At 59.5% G+C, this 15,501-nt stretch carries 14 protein-coding genes; 13 read left to right on the forward strand and 1 reads right to left on the reverse strand.

Annotated features, from left to right (window positions below):
• Positions 1-8 precede the first annotated feature (8 nt).
• Positions 9-3,521 (reverse strand): NAD-glutamate dehydrogenase, encoded by a 3,513-nt coding sequence (locus FDP08_RS07175; RefSeq protein ID WP_137435307.1) that lies wholly within the window; start codon positions 3,519-3,521, stop codon positions 9-11.
• A 158-nt stretch (positions 3,522-3,679) separates the two neighbouring features.
• On the opposite strand from FDP08_RS07175, the gene FDP08_RS07180 reads away from it, so the two are divergent.
• The 13 genes from FDP08_RS07180 to FDP08_RS07240 all read left to right on the forward strand — a co-directional run bounded on the left by FDP08_RS07180 (position 3,680) and on the right by FDP08_RS07240 (position 15,495).
• Positions 3,680-4,132 carry an Lrp/AsnC ligand binding domain-containing protein gene (locus FDP08_RS07180; protein ID WP_137435308.1) on the forward strand — a complete coding sequence of 151 codons (453 nt, stop codon included), beginning with the start codon at positions 3,680-3,682 and terminating at the stop codon, positions 4,130-4,132.
• Entirely contained in the window at positions 4,132-5,055 is a 924-nt protein-coding gene (locus tag FDP08_RS07185; RefSeq protein ID WP_137435309.1) for a LysR family transcriptional regulator, read from the forward strand. Before FDP08_RS07180 ends, FDP08_RS07185 begins: the two co-directional genes overlap by 1 nt.
• Before the next feature lie 94 nt (positions 5,056-5,149).
• Positions 5,150-5,953, forward strand: coding sequence for a putative hydro-lyase (locus tag FDP08_RS07190; protein WP_137435310.1), 804 nt, complete (start codon positions 5,150-5,152; stop codon positions 5,951-5,953).
• Positions 5,954-6,000: 47 nt separating this feature from the next.
• Positions 6,001-7,065, forward strand: coding sequence for a TRAP transporter substrate-binding protein (locus FDP08_RS07195; RefSeq protein WP_137435311.1), 1,065 nt, complete (start codon positions 6,001-6,003; stop codon positions 7,063-7,065).
• Between the two features lie 64 nt (positions 7,066-7,129).
• Positions 7,130-7,726 (forward strand): TRAP transporter small permease subunit, encoded by a 597-nt coding sequence (locus FDP08_RS07200; RefSeq protein ID WP_137435312.1) that lies wholly within the window; start codon positions 7,130-7,132, stop codon positions 7,724-7,726.
• A complete protein-coding gene (locus FDP08_RS07205) occupies positions 7,723-9,006 on the forward strand; it encodes a TRAP transporter large permease (RefSeq protein ID WP_137435313.1) in 1,284 nt (427 codons plus the stop codon). Before FDP08_RS07200 ends, FDP08_RS07205 begins: the two co-directional genes overlap by 4 nt.
• A 32-nt stretch (positions 9,007-9,038) precedes the next feature.
• Complete coding sequence (locus tag FDP08_RS07210; RefSeq protein ID WP_137435314.1) at positions 9,039-9,716, forward strand: DUF2848 domain-containing protein; 678 nt, start codon at positions 9,039-9,041, stop codon at positions 9,714-9,716.
• Complete coding sequence (locus FDP08_RS07215; RefSeq protein ID WP_137435315.1) at positions 9,713-11,044, forward strand: amidase; 1,332 nt, start codon at positions 9,713-9,715, stop codon at positions 11,042-11,044. The genes FDP08_RS07210 and FDP08_RS07215 overlap by 4 nt, the downstream gene beginning before the upstream one ends.
• A gap of 5 nt (positions 11,045-11,049) precedes the next feature.
• Positions 11,050-11,886 carry a hypothetical protein gene (locus tag FDP08_RS07220; RefSeq protein ID WP_137435316.1) on the forward strand — a complete coding sequence of 279 codons (837 nt, stop codon included), beginning with the start codon at positions 11,050-11,052 and terminating at the stop codon, positions 11,884-11,886.
• Positions 11,887-11,977: 91 nt separating this feature from the next.
• Entirely contained in the window at positions 11,978-13,045 is a 1,068-nt protein-coding gene (locus FDP08_RS07225; protein ID WP_345789450.1) for an NADH:flavin oxidoreductase/NADH oxidase, read from the forward strand.
• A 37-nt stretch (positions 13,046-13,082) separates the two neighbouring features.
• Positions 13,083-13,838: a 5-oxoprolinase subunit PxpA gene (locus tag FDP08_RS07230; RefSeq protein ID WP_137435318.1), complete on the forward strand. Its 756-nt coding sequence runs from the start codon at positions 13,083-13,085 to the stop codon at positions 13,836-13,838.
• A complete protein-coding gene (gene pxpB / locus FDP08_RS07235) occupies positions 13,835-14,560 on the forward strand; it encodes a 5-oxoprolinase subunit PxpB (protein ID WP_137435319.1) in 726 nt (241 codons plus the stop codon). Before FDP08_RS07230 ends, pxpB begins: the two co-directional genes overlap by 4 nt.
• Complete coding sequence (locus FDP08_RS07240) at positions 14,557-15,495, forward strand: 5-oxoprolinase subunit C family protein (RefSeq protein ID WP_137435320.1); 939 nt, start codon at positions 14,557-14,559, stop codon at positions 15,493-15,495. The genes pxpB and FDP08_RS07240 overlap by 4 nt, the downstream gene beginning before the upstream one ends.
• The last annotated feature ends 6 nt before the right edge of the window (positions 15,496-15,501 follow it).

The raw sequence follows: 15,501 nt of genomic DNA on the forward strand, positions 1-15,501 counted from the left end.
TCAACCGATCATTCTGCCTTTGCAGCCAGCTCCCGAAGCATGCTGTGAGCCACAGAAAAGACGGCGCAATCTATTACCGTCGCTGTCTGCATGTCTCCCAGCATCCGGTGCCAACGGGCCAGGGGCGCCTGTTTATCTTCACGCCAGGCTTCGAGCATCTGCTCCGGCGACGCCTTGGCGCCCTCTCCCCTGGTACCTGCGGAAAGCACACCCGAGGTGAGATTCCGCAACTGGTGGTCCAGCTCATCCCGGTAGTGGAGCGTTGCCAGTACCTGCCAGTGGCCGCGGGCCCTGAAGGAAAGCATCTGCCGATCAAGCCAGGTCAGGTTAAGGCCTTCCCCCAGACTGAAATACACCCAGGCCACTGACTCCAGGTCTTGCCCCAGCTGACGGCCGATTTCGATAATGTCCATCAGCCAATATCGGCTTTCCGCCGATGCGGCGTAAGCCGCCAGCCCCTGCGGAACTGTCTGCTTACAATACTTATCATAGCGCTCCTGCCAGCGACTTGCAGGAATCACCGATCCCAGTCGCTCTATAGAGGCCAAGACTTCGGCCAGGGGCCGCTGATAATGGGCGACACAGGAGGCCGGGTCCAGATTGCTCCGGCGGTTATGCAGCAACCAGCTGGTGCTGCGGGTGACGAGGCGAATCACGTCGCTGAACAGTTCTGCCTGCACGGCGGAGCTGATCTTTCCATCAAGCGCCTCTATGGCCTTCCATTGAGTCTCTACGTCATGGATCCGGAGGGAGATCAGGTAAGCTGCGGCAATCCGGCCACTGTCGGTCCCAGTCGCATTGCGGAGTTTATCCGCCCAGCTGATGCCCATGCGATTGACCATGTCATTGGCGATCTGAGTGGCTGAAATTTCCGCACGCAGCGGGTGGGCGTCAATTGCCTCGGGAAAATGCTCCAGTAACGATGCCGGAAACGCCGAATGCAGCGCCTCGATAAAGCGATCGTCGTGAACAATCGGCGTGGTCAGCAATGCCTGTTTGAGTTCGATCTTGGCGTAGGAAATCAGTACGGACAGCTCCGGACGAGTGAGGCCAGAGGCCGGCTCCCGCCGCTCCCTGAGTTCATCATCGTCGGGCAGGAATTCAAGCGCCCGGTCAAGCTTGCCTTCGGCCTCCAGCCGCCGCATAAGCCGCTCGTATTCATCCATGGTGGCAACCGCACCGCTTTGTGCCAGGCACAATGCCATGGCCTGGCGATAGTTGTTGCGCAGCACCAGCTCTGCTACCTCAGAGGTCATTGCCCTGAGCATATGATTGCGCTGTTCAAGGGTCATCTGCCCACGCCGCACCTGCTCATTGAGCAGAATCTTGATATTCACCTCATGGTCCGAGCAATCCACCCCGCCGGCGTTATCAATAAAATCGGTGTTGGCGGAGCCGCCTGCACGGGCAAAGCCGATGCGGCCAAGCTGGGTGAAGCCCAGGTTACCGCCCTCGCCCAGCACCTTGCACCGTAACTCATGGCTATCGACTCTCACGGCATCATTGGATTTGTCACCAACGTCTTCGTGGGATTCGCTTGCCGCTTTCACATAAGTGCCGATTCCCCCATTCCAGAGCATGTCGACCGGGGCCTTCAGCAGCGCCCTGACCAATTCATTGGGCGGAAGGCGGTCTGCCTTGATGTCCAGGCAGGCCTGCATTTGCGGCGATATAGGAATCCACTTTGCGGCCCGTGAAAAGACACCGCCACCCTCGCTGATCTTTTGCTCGTCATAATCCTCCCAGCTTGAGCCTGGTAACTCGAACAGACGCTTGCGCTCGGCGAAAGACGCCGCTGCATCAGGCTCAGGGTCAACAAAGATATGTAGATGATTGAACGCGCCGATCAGGCGGATACGATCTGACAACAGCATGCCGTTGCCGAACACATCTCCCGCCATATCCCCGATACCAACCACGGTAAATTCTTCGGTCTGAGTGTCGACTCCCTGCTCCAGAAAGTGCCGCTTGACCGACTCCCAGGCTCCACGCGCGGTAATCCCCATCTTCTTGTGGTCATAGCCCTCACTGCCGCCGGAGGCGAACGCATCTCCGAGCCAGAAGCCATACTCCTGGGCCAGCCGATTGGCAATATCAGAGAAGGTTGCCGTGCCCTTGTCGGCAGCCACAACCAGGTAGGTGTCATCGCCATCGTGTCGAACCACCTCCGCCGGTGGTACTACTTCGCCTTCATCCAGGTTATCGGTCAGATCCAGCAACCCGCGTATGAACGTCTGATAACAGGTAATGCCCTCCTCCCTTAATGCCTCCCGGGAGCCATCTTCCGGCGGCTGTTTGACAATGAACCCACCCTTGGCGCCTACAGGCACAATCACCGAATTCTTTACCTGCTGCGCCTTGACCAACCCGAGAATCTCGGTGCGATAGTCCTCGCTGCGGTCGGACCAGCGCAACCCGCCCCGGGCCACCGGCCCTGCCCTGAGATGAACCCCTTCCACCCGCGGTGAGCAGACAAACACCTCGAAATGCGGGCAGGGTTTGGGAATGTCAGGAATGGAGGAGGGGTCAAGCTTGAGCGACAGGTATCCTTTGAACTCGCCGGTGTCCTGATGCTGGAAATAGTTGGTTCTGAGGGTGGCCTTGATCAGCACATAGAACCGCCTGAGGATGCGGTCATCATCGAGGCTACTGACCGCCTCAAGGGCTTCCAGAATGGCACCCTCAATCCTTGCAGTCTCTGACTCCCTGCTTTCAGCCACCTCAGCACCGGGATTGAACCTGGCGTTGAAGAACCCGACCAGTAGTGCGGTAATATCCAGGTGCCGCGCCAGGGTGTCGGCGATGAACGGCTGGCTGAACCCGAAACGCAGTTGCTTGATGTAGCGGGAATAAGCCCGCAGCACACTGACCTCACGCCACCCCAGGCTGGCGGCCATCATCAGTTGATTAAAGCTGTCGTTTTCCGCAAAGCCATTCCAGATTTCGCGGAATCCCTCCTGCAGCAGGGGCTTGGCCTTTTCGATATCGGCGCCCCGGCAACGGGAATGGAACTGCACGGTGAAATCACTGACCCCGAACTGTTCCCCGTCACGCCGCCGGATACGGTAAGGATGCTCCCCCAGCACTCGCATACCAAGGTTTTCCAGAATCGGAATCACGTCCGACAGGATCACCGACTTACCCTGGCTGTAGAGTTTGAAGCTCAGTTCCTGAGCCCCCTGCTCAGAGGGCTGGTAGAACCGCATGGGCACGTCCGAAGTCAGGGCAATGGATTGGATCTGCTGAATATCGTCAACAGCATCCTCGATCGAGAACTTCGACCGGTAGCTCGATGGGAAACCACCACTGAACATATTGGCAAAGCGCTTTCCGGGGCCCTCTCCCAGGACCTCAATCAACCGGTGTAGTACCGCCTCGTCCCACGACCGGGACTCTTCCAGCATCGTGGTGACGATCTCTCGCAGGTTTCGCGAGTCGTCGGGCTCGTAATCCTCCCCCTCAAGGGCATCTGAGAGCTGTTCCAGCAGCGTTTGTTTTTGTTTGGCTTCAGAAAGGGTCATCGGTGGTCTCCGGGACTATCAACTGGCGCGTGTATGACTGAACATCCCCAGTATAGCCAACTCAGCGAAGGCCCTTTGTCCATATAGTTTTAATGTGCAGGTATTTTGATTATATTCGTGGCCTTGAATAGCCGTATATCCAGCCGGGAAATGAAATTATGGTCGAACTGGACAGAATCGATCACTCCATCATCCGCGAACTGCAGAAGCACGCGCGGATCACGGTAACTGAACTTGCCTCACGTGTGGGGTTGTCGAAAACACCCTGCCAGGTTCGTATGCGGCGACTGGAAGAGCAGGGCTACATTACCGGCTACACCGCCCTGGTCAACCAGACCAAACTCGGGCAAAGCCACATCGCGTTTGCACAGGTCACCCTCAACGACACCAGCAGCAGTGCCCTGACGGCGTTCAACAATGCGGCAAAACAGATCTCGGCAGTGGAACAGTGCCATATGATCGCTGGCAACTTTGATTACCTGCTGAAAGTACGCACCCGGAACATGGCGGAGTACCGGCAGGTGCTGGGAGAGCAGATATCCGCCCTGCCCCATGTATTACAGACCAGTACGTTTGTGGTAATGGAGAGCGTCAAGGATGCGGGGATCTGATGAACATCCGCACCCTGGAAACGTTTGTCTGGATCGCCAGACTGGGCAGTTTCCGCGCTGCAGCCAGCAGGGTCTACGCCTCACAACCGTCGGTTTCGGCCCGTATTGCCGGGCTGGAAGACCAGCTTGGAATAGAGCTGTTCGATCGTTCCGGCAAGAAGATCACCCTGACCGCCAAGGGTAGGGAATTTCTGGTTTACGCCGAGAAAATGCTGAGCCTGCACGGTGAAATGTTGCAAGCCGTCGCCAAACCATCGTCCATCCAGGGCACCATTCGCCTTGCCGTCTCGGAAACCATCGCCCATACCTGGCTCCCTCAGTTGCTGGAACGTGTGAGCGAAGCCTACCCGGCCATCAACCTTGAACTGGACGTGGATATCTCCGTCAACCTGGCAGAGAAACTCAAGAACCACGAGATCGACATCGCCTTTCTCATGGGCGGCGTCAACCAGCCCGGCATCAAAAACCGTGACCTGTGCCGCTATTCGCTGACCTGGGTTGCAAGTCCCCAGCTCAACATTCCCGACCAGGCCATGTCCCTGGCGGAGCTCGCCACATGGCCAATCGTAACCTACCCAAGACAGAGTGAGCCCTACATTGCCATCCGCTCGCTGGTGGACCCCATGAACCATTCCACCCGCATTCACTCCTGCTCGTCGCTTTCAACCATCATCCGCATGACGGTGGACGGTCTTGGGGTTAGCGCCCTTCCCCGGGAAATTCTTCAGCGTGAACTGGACACCGGCGTGCTGCAGCAATTCGAGGTTGAAGCAATCGTGCCGGATCTCACCTTCATTGCGGCCTACAGGGCCGCACCAAGCAGCAGTGTCGTACACGCGATTGCAGAACTTGCACAGATAACCGCAAAAGAACGCGCCGGAGTGGTCGAACAGTCCTCGCAGAGCGTTGAAAAATCTGAGTGATCCGTTTTTTCTATCAAAACTGATCCTAAATTTCGATTTGTGTTAATCATTACTTCTGCCTTAAATGTAAGAAACTCATCTATCGGGCAGAAACATGACAAGCATCGCTCAGCTGGACGCAAATTCAACACCCCAGGCTGTTCGCAAAGCCGCGAGAGAAGGCAGCCTGACCGGGCCAACGTCCGGGCTGGCCAGCGGTTATGTCCAGGTCAACCTGGTTATCCTGCCGGAATCGCAGGCAGCGGGTTTCCTGCGTTTCTGCCAGGCCAACCCAAAACCCTGCCCCCTGCTCGCTGTAAGTGAGCCCGGCGCCCGAACCTGCACGCTTTTAGGCAGGGATCTGGACATTGCCCGCGATGTGCCCGCCTACCGTATCTACCGCCATGGTCATGTGAGCGACACCCGTACTGATGTGGCGGAAGACTGGCGGGATGACCTTGTGACCTTTGCCCTTGGCTGCTCCTTTACCTTCGAGCACGCTCTTATCAGCGCCGGGCTTCAGGTGCGCCACATCGACGAAGCCAGAAACGTACCTATGTACAACACCTCGGTACCACTGACTCCCGCGGGCGGTTTTGGCGGCAACCTGGTTGTCTCAATGCGACCGTTTGTGGCCGCCGATGCCATCCGCGCCATCCAGATCACCACCCGATACCCGCAGGTTCACGGTTCTCCCGTGCACCTCGGCAATCCATCGCTGATCGGCGTTGCCGATCTGAGCGCGCCGGATTACGGCGACTCCGTTTCCGTGGGTGAGAATGAAGTTCCGGTGTTCTGGGCCTGTGGTGTAACACCACAGCAGGTCCTGATCGACTCCGGTATCGAATTCGCGATCACCCACAGCCCTGGGCACATGCTGGTCACGGATATTCCTGACAACAGCCTGGCTCTATTTTAATCAGAACCGATCAGAACAAACCCGACGAAAACCATGAGGAAATCACCATGACTACAAGAAAAACCCTCGTTGCAGCCTCCCTGATGGGCCTGGCATTTGCCAGCTCGCCTGCGTTGGCACAGGACCTGGACAAGACCAGCTTTAACTATGTGGGAAGCTGGAGCAGTTTGTCCCTTTACCAGAATTTCGAACGTCCGTTCTGGGAGAAACACGTTCCCGAAGCCTCCGATGGCCAGATTTCCACCAAGGTCACCACTTTTGACCAGATGGGCCTGGGTGGCGGTGAAGTCTTTCGTCTGATGGACCGTAACGTCATTGAGGTCACTTCCACGGTAGCCGATTATGCAGTTGAGGATGCCCCGGAACTGGAAGCCCTGGACATGCCCATGATCGCTCCCGACGTGGACACCGCGCGCAAAGTGGCGGAAGCCTATCGTCCGGTTCTCGCGGATGCATTTAAACGACGGTACGACGGTGCTCAACTGCTGGCCGTTGTCCCTTATCCTTCGCAAATGGTGTTCTGCAACGCGGAGATTGACGGACTGAGTGATCTCAAGGGTATGAAAGTTCGCGCCAGCGGTCGTACCACTGCCGAATTCCTCCAGGCCCTGGGCGCCGAAGGCATCACTTTGAACTTCAGCGAAGTACCCGGTGCATTGCAGCGCGGCGTTATCGACTGCGCAGTGACAGGTTCCCTGTCCGGCTACAGCTCGGGCTGGCACGAAGTATCCACCCATCTGTACCCGCTGCCAGTGGGCGGCTGGGACCATGTGGTTACCGCAATGAATGGCAAGAAATGGAACTCGCTTTCAGAGGAAACCCAGGAGTGGCTGACCGCTGAAATCAAGGAAAACTATGAAGACCCGGTGTGGGCCTCCGCAGTGGATGAGACCAAAGAAGGCATTGCCTGCCTGACCGGCAACGGAGAATGCTCCCGCGGTGACGCCGGAGACATGGTACTGGTGGAAGCCACCGATAGTGATTTCACTGAAGCTTCTCGCCACCTGGAAAAAACCCTGCTGCCTAACTGGGCACAGCGCGTCGACCAGGAATGGGTTGACCGCTGGAACGAAACCGTAGGTGAAGTAACCGGTCTGAACGCGTCCAAGTAATACGCTTCTCTCCCACAACGGCGATCGGGGCAGCCACATTGCCCCGGTCGGTCTGGAGAACAATATGTTGCAACAGGTGAACTCGTTTCTGGACCGCGTGCTCGCTGGTGTTCAAGTCGGCTCGCTCTGGTTTGCCCGGGCAGGGGGCGTGATGATCCTGCTGACCGTGGCCCTGGTTACCATCGAAGTGGCCTCACGGGTGTTTATGGGGCGTTCTGCAGTCCACGCCACCGAACTCACCGGCTACATCATGGCCATCAGCGCCAGTTGGTCCTTCGCCTACACTCTGATGTGCAAGGCGCATATCCGCATTGATGCCCTGTATCTCACGTTTCCAATGAAGGTCCGGGGTGTGCTTGACCTGGTCGCTCTACTGGCACTGGCGATGTTCTCCATTCTGGTGGTCGACGCGGTTTTCGCTGTCCTCAGCCACTCCTACAGCGGCGGATCGACAGCCAACACGCCACTGGGCACCCCCTTGTGGATGCCACAGGCGTTGTGGTTTGTGGGATTGGTCTGGTTTGGTTTTGCCGTGTGCATGGTTTCCCTGAGAGCCTTTTTCGGTTTGCTCAGCGGCGACACCGAAGGTGTGCAGAAACTGGCGGGCAGTCCGACGCTGGACGAACAGATTAGCGATGAAAACAGGGAAGCACGCTCATGATCATTACCGCACTGGTTATTCTGATGGTTCTGCTGCTTCTTAGCGTTCCTGTCGCGGCCACGCTGATTGCACTGGCCCTGGTGCTGGCGGAACTGTTCTCGCCCTTCCCGCTGCTCAACGCGATGGGGGATGTGCTCTGGTCGGCGTCTGATAAATACCTGCTGATTGCCATACCGCTGTTTATCCTGCTGGGCGAGATTCTGGTGCGCACCGGCATTGCCCGCGGCACCTACCGGTCCCTGGAGAGCTGGATGTCCTGGCTGCCGGGTGGCCTGTTGCACGCCAACATCGGCACCGCAACCCTGTTTTCGGCCACCTCGGGTTCCAGTGTGGCAACGGCCGCCACCATCGGCACGGTCGCATTGCCACAAGGCAAGGAAATGGGTTATGACCCCAAACTGTTCACCGGTTCGATTGCCGCCGGCGGTACCCTGGGCATCATGATTCCACCTTCGATCAACCTGATTGTTTATGGATTCCTGACCGAAACCTCGATTCCGCAGCTGTTTGCCGCCGGTCTGATACCGGGCCTGTTGCTTGCTCTCATGTTCATTGTTGGCACAGCCCTGATCTGTATCTGGAAGCCGAGTCTGGGTGGCCCCAGCGTGTCACACAGTTGGGGAGACCGATTTTCCGGTCTCAAACACCTGGTACCGGTATTGACGCTGTTCGGGATCGTGGTTGGATCCATCTACGCTGGTGTGGCAACACCCACAGAAGCGGCCTCCCTGGGTGTGCTTGGCGCCTTGGTGATCGCCCTATCCATGGGCAAACTGTCCATTAAGGTGATTGTCCAGGCCCTGGACGGCACCATGAAGACCACCGGCATGATCATGCTGATCATCATCGCCTCCTACTTCCTCAATTTCGTGTTGGCCTCCGCCGGCGTAACACGGGAACTGACCAGTTTTCTCGAAACCGCCGGCCTCGGCCCCTATTCAACGCTGGTGCTGGTCATCCTGCTTTACATCGTTCTCGGTTTCTTCATCGAGACACTGTCGCTGATGGTCATCACCATTCCCCTCGTCGCCCCCATCATCATCGCCCTGGGATTCGATCCGGTGTGGCTGGGCATCCTGATCATTCTGCTTATTGAGATGGCGCTGATCACTCCGCCCGTGGGACTCAACCTCTACGTGGTTCAGGGCGTGCGTGAAAGCGGACCCTTTAGCGACGTGATGAAAGGCGCCATGCCCTACGTTGGCATCATGTTCCTGATGGCAATTGTGCTGGTGCTGTTCCCGCAAGTGGCCACGTTCCTCCCTGAGCTGATGAAGTGATCAGCCATGAACCCAATTATCGGAGTGACTCAATGACAGACTTCCAACTTGCAGACACCCAGGAATCCATTCATGTCGATGTCCGCGAGCTCATCATCGCCGGCTGGGCAGGACGGGTGCAGTCTGCCATCGACGAGCACATCGAAGAGCTGAAGGAGATTGGCGTAACACCGCCGTCCAGCACCCCGCTGTTCTACCGCGTCGCGGCTGATCAGTTCACTACGGCTCCGGACATTCAGGTACTGGGGGAAGCCTCCAGTGGCGAGGTGGAAGTGGTTCTGATCGGCACCGATCAGGGCACCCTGGTCGGTATCGGCTCCGATCACACCGACCGCGAAGCCGAAGCCTGGTCCGTGGCCCATTCCAAGCAGGTCTGCGCCAAGCCCGTCAGCGTTCAGGTGTGGCGACTGGACAGCGTGATCGACCACTGGGACGAATTGCAGATGGCGTCCTACGCCACCATCGACGGCAAAGAAGTGTTATACCAGGAGGGTCCGGTCACTGGCCTGCTGCATCCTGCGGAACTGTTACGGCGCTTCGGCCTGGACAAAGCCGAACTGGCACCGGGCCAGGCCATGCTGTGTGGCACACTTCCGGTGATCGGTGAGCTACGCACGGCACAGGCTTTTCGCATGGTGCTGAAAGATCCTGTCTCTGGCCGCGAACTCCAGCACCGGTACAACATCCGCACCCTGCCGGTGGTCGCATGAACCAGCCAGACTCACTTGCCAAACTGCTCGATGACATGAACAGCGGCCAAAAGCGGGCCACGGAACTGCTGGATAATTGCCTGGCGCAGATCGACACCTACGACGACTCCAAAGCCCAGGTCTACACCCGGCGCTTTGATACAGCCGCGCGCGCCGAGGCCGACGCCACTGACCGGCTTCGCCATGCCGGGGTGACCGCAGGACAACTTGCCGGACTGCCCATTGCCCTCAAGGCGCTGTTTGATGTGGCCGGCGAAGTCACCCATGCGGGATCCCGGGGCTGGCAATCGCCGGCACAATCCGATGCGGTTATTGTTTCCCGTTTGCGGCGTGAAGGCGCGGTGATCACCGGCCATACCAACATGACCGAGTTTGCGTACTCCGGAGTGGGACTCAACCCCCACTACGGCACACCGGATAACCCTCTGGCGCCGGGTCGCATTCCCGGTGGTTCGTCTTCCGGCGCTGCGGTGGCGGTGGCCCGGGGAATGGCCGCCGGGGCTGTCGGCACCGATACAGGCGGTTCCGTGCGGATTCCGGCGGCGTTCTGTGGCCTGGTAGGTTTCAAGCCGTCCCAGTCCCGCGTTCCCCGTGACGGCACTTTTCCGCTGTCCGACAGCCTCGATTCCATCGGCCCTATTGCCCCGACAGTGGACTGCTGCGCCCGCCTCGATGCTGTGCTGTCCGGTCGCCAATACCAGCCACTCAGACCGTTCTCGCTGAAGGGCATGCGCTTTGTGGTCCCGACCGATTACATGCTGGACGATCTGGATAACACAGTTGCACAGGCATTTGCCCGCAGCCTGAACAGTCTGCGCGATGCCGGCGCCAGTCTTATTGAAGCGCCAGCGCCGGTGCTGGCCGCAATCCCCGAGCTCATGGAGGGCGGCGGTTTCACCGCCGCAGAAAGCTATTTCGTGCACCGCCAGTCACTGGCGAACCACGGCGACCAGTACGACCCCCGCGTGCGCAGCCGGATCGAGCGTGGCGCTGCCATTAGCGCTGCCGATTACCTGGAGCTGTGCCGCCGCCGGCAGCGACGCAAGCAAGAGGCGGACGAATGGCTGCAGGATTTCGACGGCCTGCTTGCCCCGACAGTGCCAGTGGTTCCCCCACGATTCGAGGAACTGACCGCAGATGAGGATTACGCCCGCCTGAACCTGCTGATCCTGCGTAACCCCACCGTGGCGAACATGCTGGACCTGTGCTCCATCACCCTCCCCAACCACAAGCCTGGCTACTTGCCAGGCGGGCTGATGCTGATTGGTCGCAACGGCGCGGATGACAACCTGTTGCGGCTGGCGAAAGCTGTCGAACAGGTGCTGTAACGACCATGCTGACCGTGCTGCTGACCAAACTCATCGCTACCGCACTGGTAGTCATCGGTGTGTCGGTTGCAGTAGGCAACCTGGGCCCCAGGCTGGGAGGCATTATTGCCGGAACGCCCATTATTCTGGGCCCGGGCTACTTTTTCCTGTTGCAGGAGTGGACACCTGAATTCATTCAGCACGCAGCGCTGGCAACCCTTCATGCGCTGATCGCCACACTGCTGTTCAGCATCAGTTTCGTGCTGACCGCCGAGCGCTTGGGCGCCCTGCCAAGCCTTGGGCTGGCGACCCTGGTATGGATTCCGGGGGCATACCTGTTCTCCTTCATTCCCGGCGGTGTACTGGTTGCTGTGGTGATCTATGGCGTGGTTCTGCTTTCAGCCGAAATCATCAAACGCGTGCTCGCCCTGAAACAACCCAAAGTGGTGGCGGTCTCCGGGTGGTTCGATGTGGTACTGCGTGGACTCCTCGCCGGTGTGCTTGTGGCGGTAGCCACCACACTGGCGGCCCGCTCCGGCCCCATGTTGTCGGGCATACTGGTCGGTTTTCCCGTGGGCCTGTTCACCATCGGCTGGACGCTCCACGACCGATATGGGGCCGACGTTGCAAAGGCCACGGTGGCAGCGGCGCAACAAGGCATGCTAAGCCTCGTCGCCTTTGCTGTGGTTATAGCGGTTCTGGTAGGCCACGTGCCCCCAATGGTGACGTTTGTATTGGCCTTGCTGGCATCCATTACCGTCAGCGCCACCCTGTTCATGGTGAGCCAATGGCGGGTTCGCCGCGCTTACGGTCACCTGCTGGGCTCTCAACCAACAATAAAAGGACCTCAGACCCATGAGTAACGAAAATACCCGTTCCGCCGCGGCCGTTACCGATTCCCGTTCCGGTGGTGAGAATGCCCGCCGCATCCTGAAGCGTGACCCCAACCCCCATATGTTCCGGCCGATCCGTTTTCGGTCAGTGGAGGCGCGCAACCGCATCATGCTTTCCCCGATGTGCCAGTATTCCGGCGAGAACGGGCTCTCCAACGACTGGCACTTTGTTCACCTGGGCGCCCGGGCAGCCGGTGGCGCCGGCTGGGTGTTTACTGAAGCCGTACACATCGAACCCAGGGGGCGGATCACCCCACATTGCCTAGGCCTGTGGAACGACGAGCAACGCGACCGCCTTGCCCGCATCGCCCGTTACGTCTCGGATCAGGGCGCCGTGCCCGGCATTCAGCTTGGCCACGCTGGCCGCAAGGCGTCGGTGGGTCGCCCCTGGGAAGGTTCTCACCCGCTACGGTCAGACACCGGCGGCTGGGACGACCTGGTGTCGGCATCCGCGGTGCCCTATGCGAGCCAGTGGCAAGTGCCGGAAGCAATGAACCAGAATCAGATCGGCGAATCACTACAGGCCCTGAAATCCGCCACCCGCCGCGCGCGGGAAGCTGGTTTCAGGGCACTGGAGCTGCACGGTGCCCATGGCTATCTGATTCACCAGTTCCTGTCACCCCTGAGCAACAAGCGCACGGATGCGTACGGCGGCTCCTTTGAAAATCGCATTCGTTTCCTGCAGGAATCCATCGCAGTGGTTCGCGAGGAATGGCCAGGCGACCTGCCGCTGTTCCTGCGGCTGTCCTGCACCGACTGGGTCGACGGCGGTTGGACCCTCGACGACACCGTGCGGCTGGCCACCCTGTTGCGGTTTCAGGGCGACGTCGACCTGATAGACTGTTCATCAGGGGGTAACGATCCGCGCCAGAATATTCCCATTCACCCGGGCTACCAGGTACCGCTGGCCCAGGCAGTGCGCGCGCGGGCGGATATCGCTACCGGTGCCGTTGGCCTGATTCACAGCCCGGACCTGGCCGAGTCGATTATCGCCAATGGCCAGGCTGACCTGGTGATTCTGGGTCGGGCGCTGTTATCGGATCCGGCCTGGCCGCTTCGCGCCGCTGCAACCCTGAAAGCGGAAAACGTGGAGTGGCCCAGACAGTATGAACGCTCTAACATTTTCTGAGCCATAACGCAGTTTTTGTGCAAACGGAGAGGACACCATGAAATCTTTACTGCTGAACGCAGACATGGGTGAGAGCTTCGGCCCCTGGGTGATGGGTATGGATCACCAGGTTATGCCCCATGTGGACCTGGCGAACATAGCCTGCGGCTTTCACGCATCTGATCCCGATGTCATGCGGCGCACGGTTCGCATGGCGGCAGAACATTCGGTCGGCATCGGTGCCCACCCGGCCTATCCGGACCTGGTCGGTTTTGGCCGACGCTCCATGGCCTTTTCAGCGGAGGAAATCGAAAACCTGGTGCTGTATCAGGTTGGCGCGCTGGCGGCCATGTGTCGGGCCGAAGGCACTGAAATCCGTTACGTGAAACCCCACGGCGCGCTCTATAACGACATGACACACAAGCCGGAAATCTTCAGCGCCGTTGCCCGGGCCATAAAAGCCTATGGCTCCGGGCTTCCGCTGATGACCCTGGCAACCCGCGACACAAGCTCAATACGTGAGCTGGCTCGTGAGCAAGACCTCACACTCTGGTTTGAGGCCTTTGCCGACCGCGCCTACGACGCCGACGGCCGACTGGTGTCCCGGGCGCAGCCCGGCGCCGTGCACCATGATCCTGACGTTATTCTTGACCAGGCCCAGCGCATTGCCACGGGGCAACCACTGACCGCCAGCGATGGCAGTGAGCTGATCCTGACCGCGGACACCCTGTGTGTCCACGGAGATAACGAGGAGTCGGTAGCCTCCGTTCGCGCCATCCGCCAAATGCTCAACCAACTTAAAGAGCGGGCATGAATCCGACACGCTTACCCAGCCTCGAGCGGGCCGGCCTTGACGGCTGGATGGTGCGGCTGTTCGACAGCATCGAGGAAAACAACCTGTTGTGGCTGACTGCCCTCGCTGAAGAATGCGAGGCCGCCTTCGGCGACACCCTGGTGGACCTGGTGCCGTCCTACACTACGCTGCTGGTGGTTTTCGATCCGCTTCACATCAGCCCCTGCGAAGCCAGAAAACGACTGATCGACATACTAGCCCGCCTCGAGCCCGCCGAAGCCGGCGCCAGCGGGAAACTGCACGAACTGCCCACCTGGTACGACCCGAAAATTGGCCCTGATTTACAGCGGGTTGCTGACCTGTCGGGTCTTTCGGTGGCGTCAGTCATCGAGACCCACAGCAGCCGGGAGTATCGCGTGTTTGCCCTGGGCTTTGCACCGGGCTTTGCTTTTATGGGTTTGCTGAACGAGGCACTCACCTGTCCGCGCCTGGATACCCCACGCCAGAAAGTGCCCGCAGGCAGTGTGGCCGTTGCCGGCCAGCAAACCGCCGCCTACCCGATAGTGACGCCTGGCGGCTGGAACCTGATCGGCCGAACCCCCATACGGCTGTTTGACCGGAACCGCGAAGGGTTAAGCCTGCTGAGAGTGGGCGACCGCGTGCGTTTTGTGGCGGTGAATCAGGACACTTTCGAAGCACAGGGTGGCGACACCACACCCACAAACGGGGGGCCGGCGAAATGAGCGAAAGTCACCTGACAGGATTTCGCGTCTCCCGCGCTGGCCCGCTTGCCCTGTTGCAGGACGCAGGCCGTTTCGGGGTGCGGCATCTGGGCGTCACTCAGGGTGGGCCGGCCGATCTGCATGCCTGGGCCTGGGCCAACCACCTGGCAGGCAATCCCTGGGGCACGGCAGTGCTGGAAATCACATTTGGCGGGCTGGAACTGGTGGCGGAGCGGGATCTGACCATTGCGCTCACCGGCGCCAATCTGGGCGTCAGGCACAACCAGCAATCCGCGCCCATGTGGAGAACACTGGCCGTCAGTGCCGGCGATACACTTACCTTCGGTTCACCGGTTAACGGCTTGCGCGCTTACCTGGCGGTCGCCGGAGGTTTCCGGGGTGACACTGTCATGGGAAGCGCCGCCTGCGTGGTACGGGAACAGCTAGGCGGATTTGACGGCCAGGGAACCAGCCTGCGCGAGGGCGACACCCTTACGGTGAACGAAGCGGAAAGCACTCCGGCCCAGCAGATTGCGCCGGAATCGGAACAGCGGGACTACCGGCAGACAACCACACTGAACCTGCTTCCGGGTGCCCAGATTGCGGCCTTTACCGGCAGAAGCCTGTTTGATGCGTTTAATGCCGAATGGCAGGTGGATCAACGTGCGGACCGTATGGGCGTACGCCTGACCGGACCCAGACTTCAGTGCACCATCGGCTCACTGGTGTCGGAAGGGATTTCACTGGGCGCCGTTCAGGTACCACCGGATGGCCAGCCAATCGCCCTGCTGAACGACCGGCAGACCATTGGCGGCTACCCGCGCCTGGGTAATCTCACACCCTTGGCCGCCAGCCTCCTGGCCCAGTGCATGCCAGGGCAGACGGTTCGCCTCAGAGCTGCCGGCATAGACAGCGCGCTGCGACAACACCGGCAGTTTCTTCACTCGCTGCGCTGAACCATA

This window comes from Marinobacter panjinensis (assembly GCF_005298175.1).
Classification (GTDB): Bacteria; Pseudomonadota; Gammaproteobacteria; order Pseudomonadales; family Oleiphilaceae; genus Marinobacter; species Marinobacter panjinensis.

Bases quoted from the DNA above. Each gene is read 5' to 3' on its own strand.
- FDP08_RS07215 (WP_137435315.1), top strand. From the start codon at position 9,713: ATGAACCAGCCAGACTCACTTGCCAAACTGCTCGATGACATGAACAGC.
- pxpB (WP_137435319.1), top strand. From the start codon at position 13,835: ATGAATCCGACACGCTTACCCAGCCTCGAGCGGGCCGGCCTTGACGGC.
- FDP08_RS07195 (WP_137435311.1), top strand. From the start codon at position 6,001: ATGACTACAAGAAAAACCCTCGTTGCAGCCTCCCTGATGGGCCTGGCA.
- FDP08_RS07230 (WP_137435318.1), top strand. From the start codon at position 13,083: ATGAAATCTTTACTGCTGAACGCAGACATGGGTGAGAGCTTCGGCCCC.
- FDP08_RS07205 (WP_137435313.1), top strand. From the start codon at position 7,723: ATGATCATTACCGCACTGGTTATTCTGATGGTTCTGCTGCTTCTTAGC.
- FDP08_RS07225 (WP_345789450.1), top strand. From the start codon at position 11,978: ATGTTCCGGCCGATCCGTTTTCGGTCAGTGGAGGCGCGCAACCGCATC.
- FDP08_RS07200 (WP_137435312.1), top strand. From the start codon at position 7,130: ATGTTGCAACAGGTGAACTCGTTTCTGGACCGCGTGCTCGCTGGTGTT.
- FDP08_RS07185 (WP_137435309.1), top strand. From the start codon at position 4,132: ATGAACATCCGCACCCTGGAAACGTTTGTCTGGATCGCCAGACTGGGC.
- FDP08_RS07210 (WP_137435314.1), top strand. From the start codon at position 9,039: ATGACAGACTTCCAACTTGCAGACACCCAGGAATCCATTCATGTCGAT.
- FDP08_RS07175 (WP_137435307.1), bottom strand. From the start codon at position 3,521: ATGACCCTTTCTGAAGCCAAACAAAAACAAACGCTGCTGGAACAGCTC.
- FDP08_RS07240 (WP_137435320.1), top strand. From the start codon at position 14,557: ATGAGCGAAAGTCACCTGACAGGATTTCGCGTCTCCCGCGCTGGCCCG.
- FDP08_RS07180 (WP_137435308.1), top strand. From the start codon at position 3,680: ATGGTCGAACTGGACAGAATCGATCACTCCATCATCCGCGAACTGCAG.
- FDP08_RS07190 (WP_137435310.1), top strand. From the start codon at position 5,150: ATGACAAGCATCGCTCAGCTGGACGCAAATTCAACACCCCAGGCTGTT.
- FDP08_RS07220 (WP_137435316.1), top strand. From the start codon at position 11,050: ATGCTGACCGTGCTGCTGACCAAACTCATCGCTACCGCACTGGTAGTC.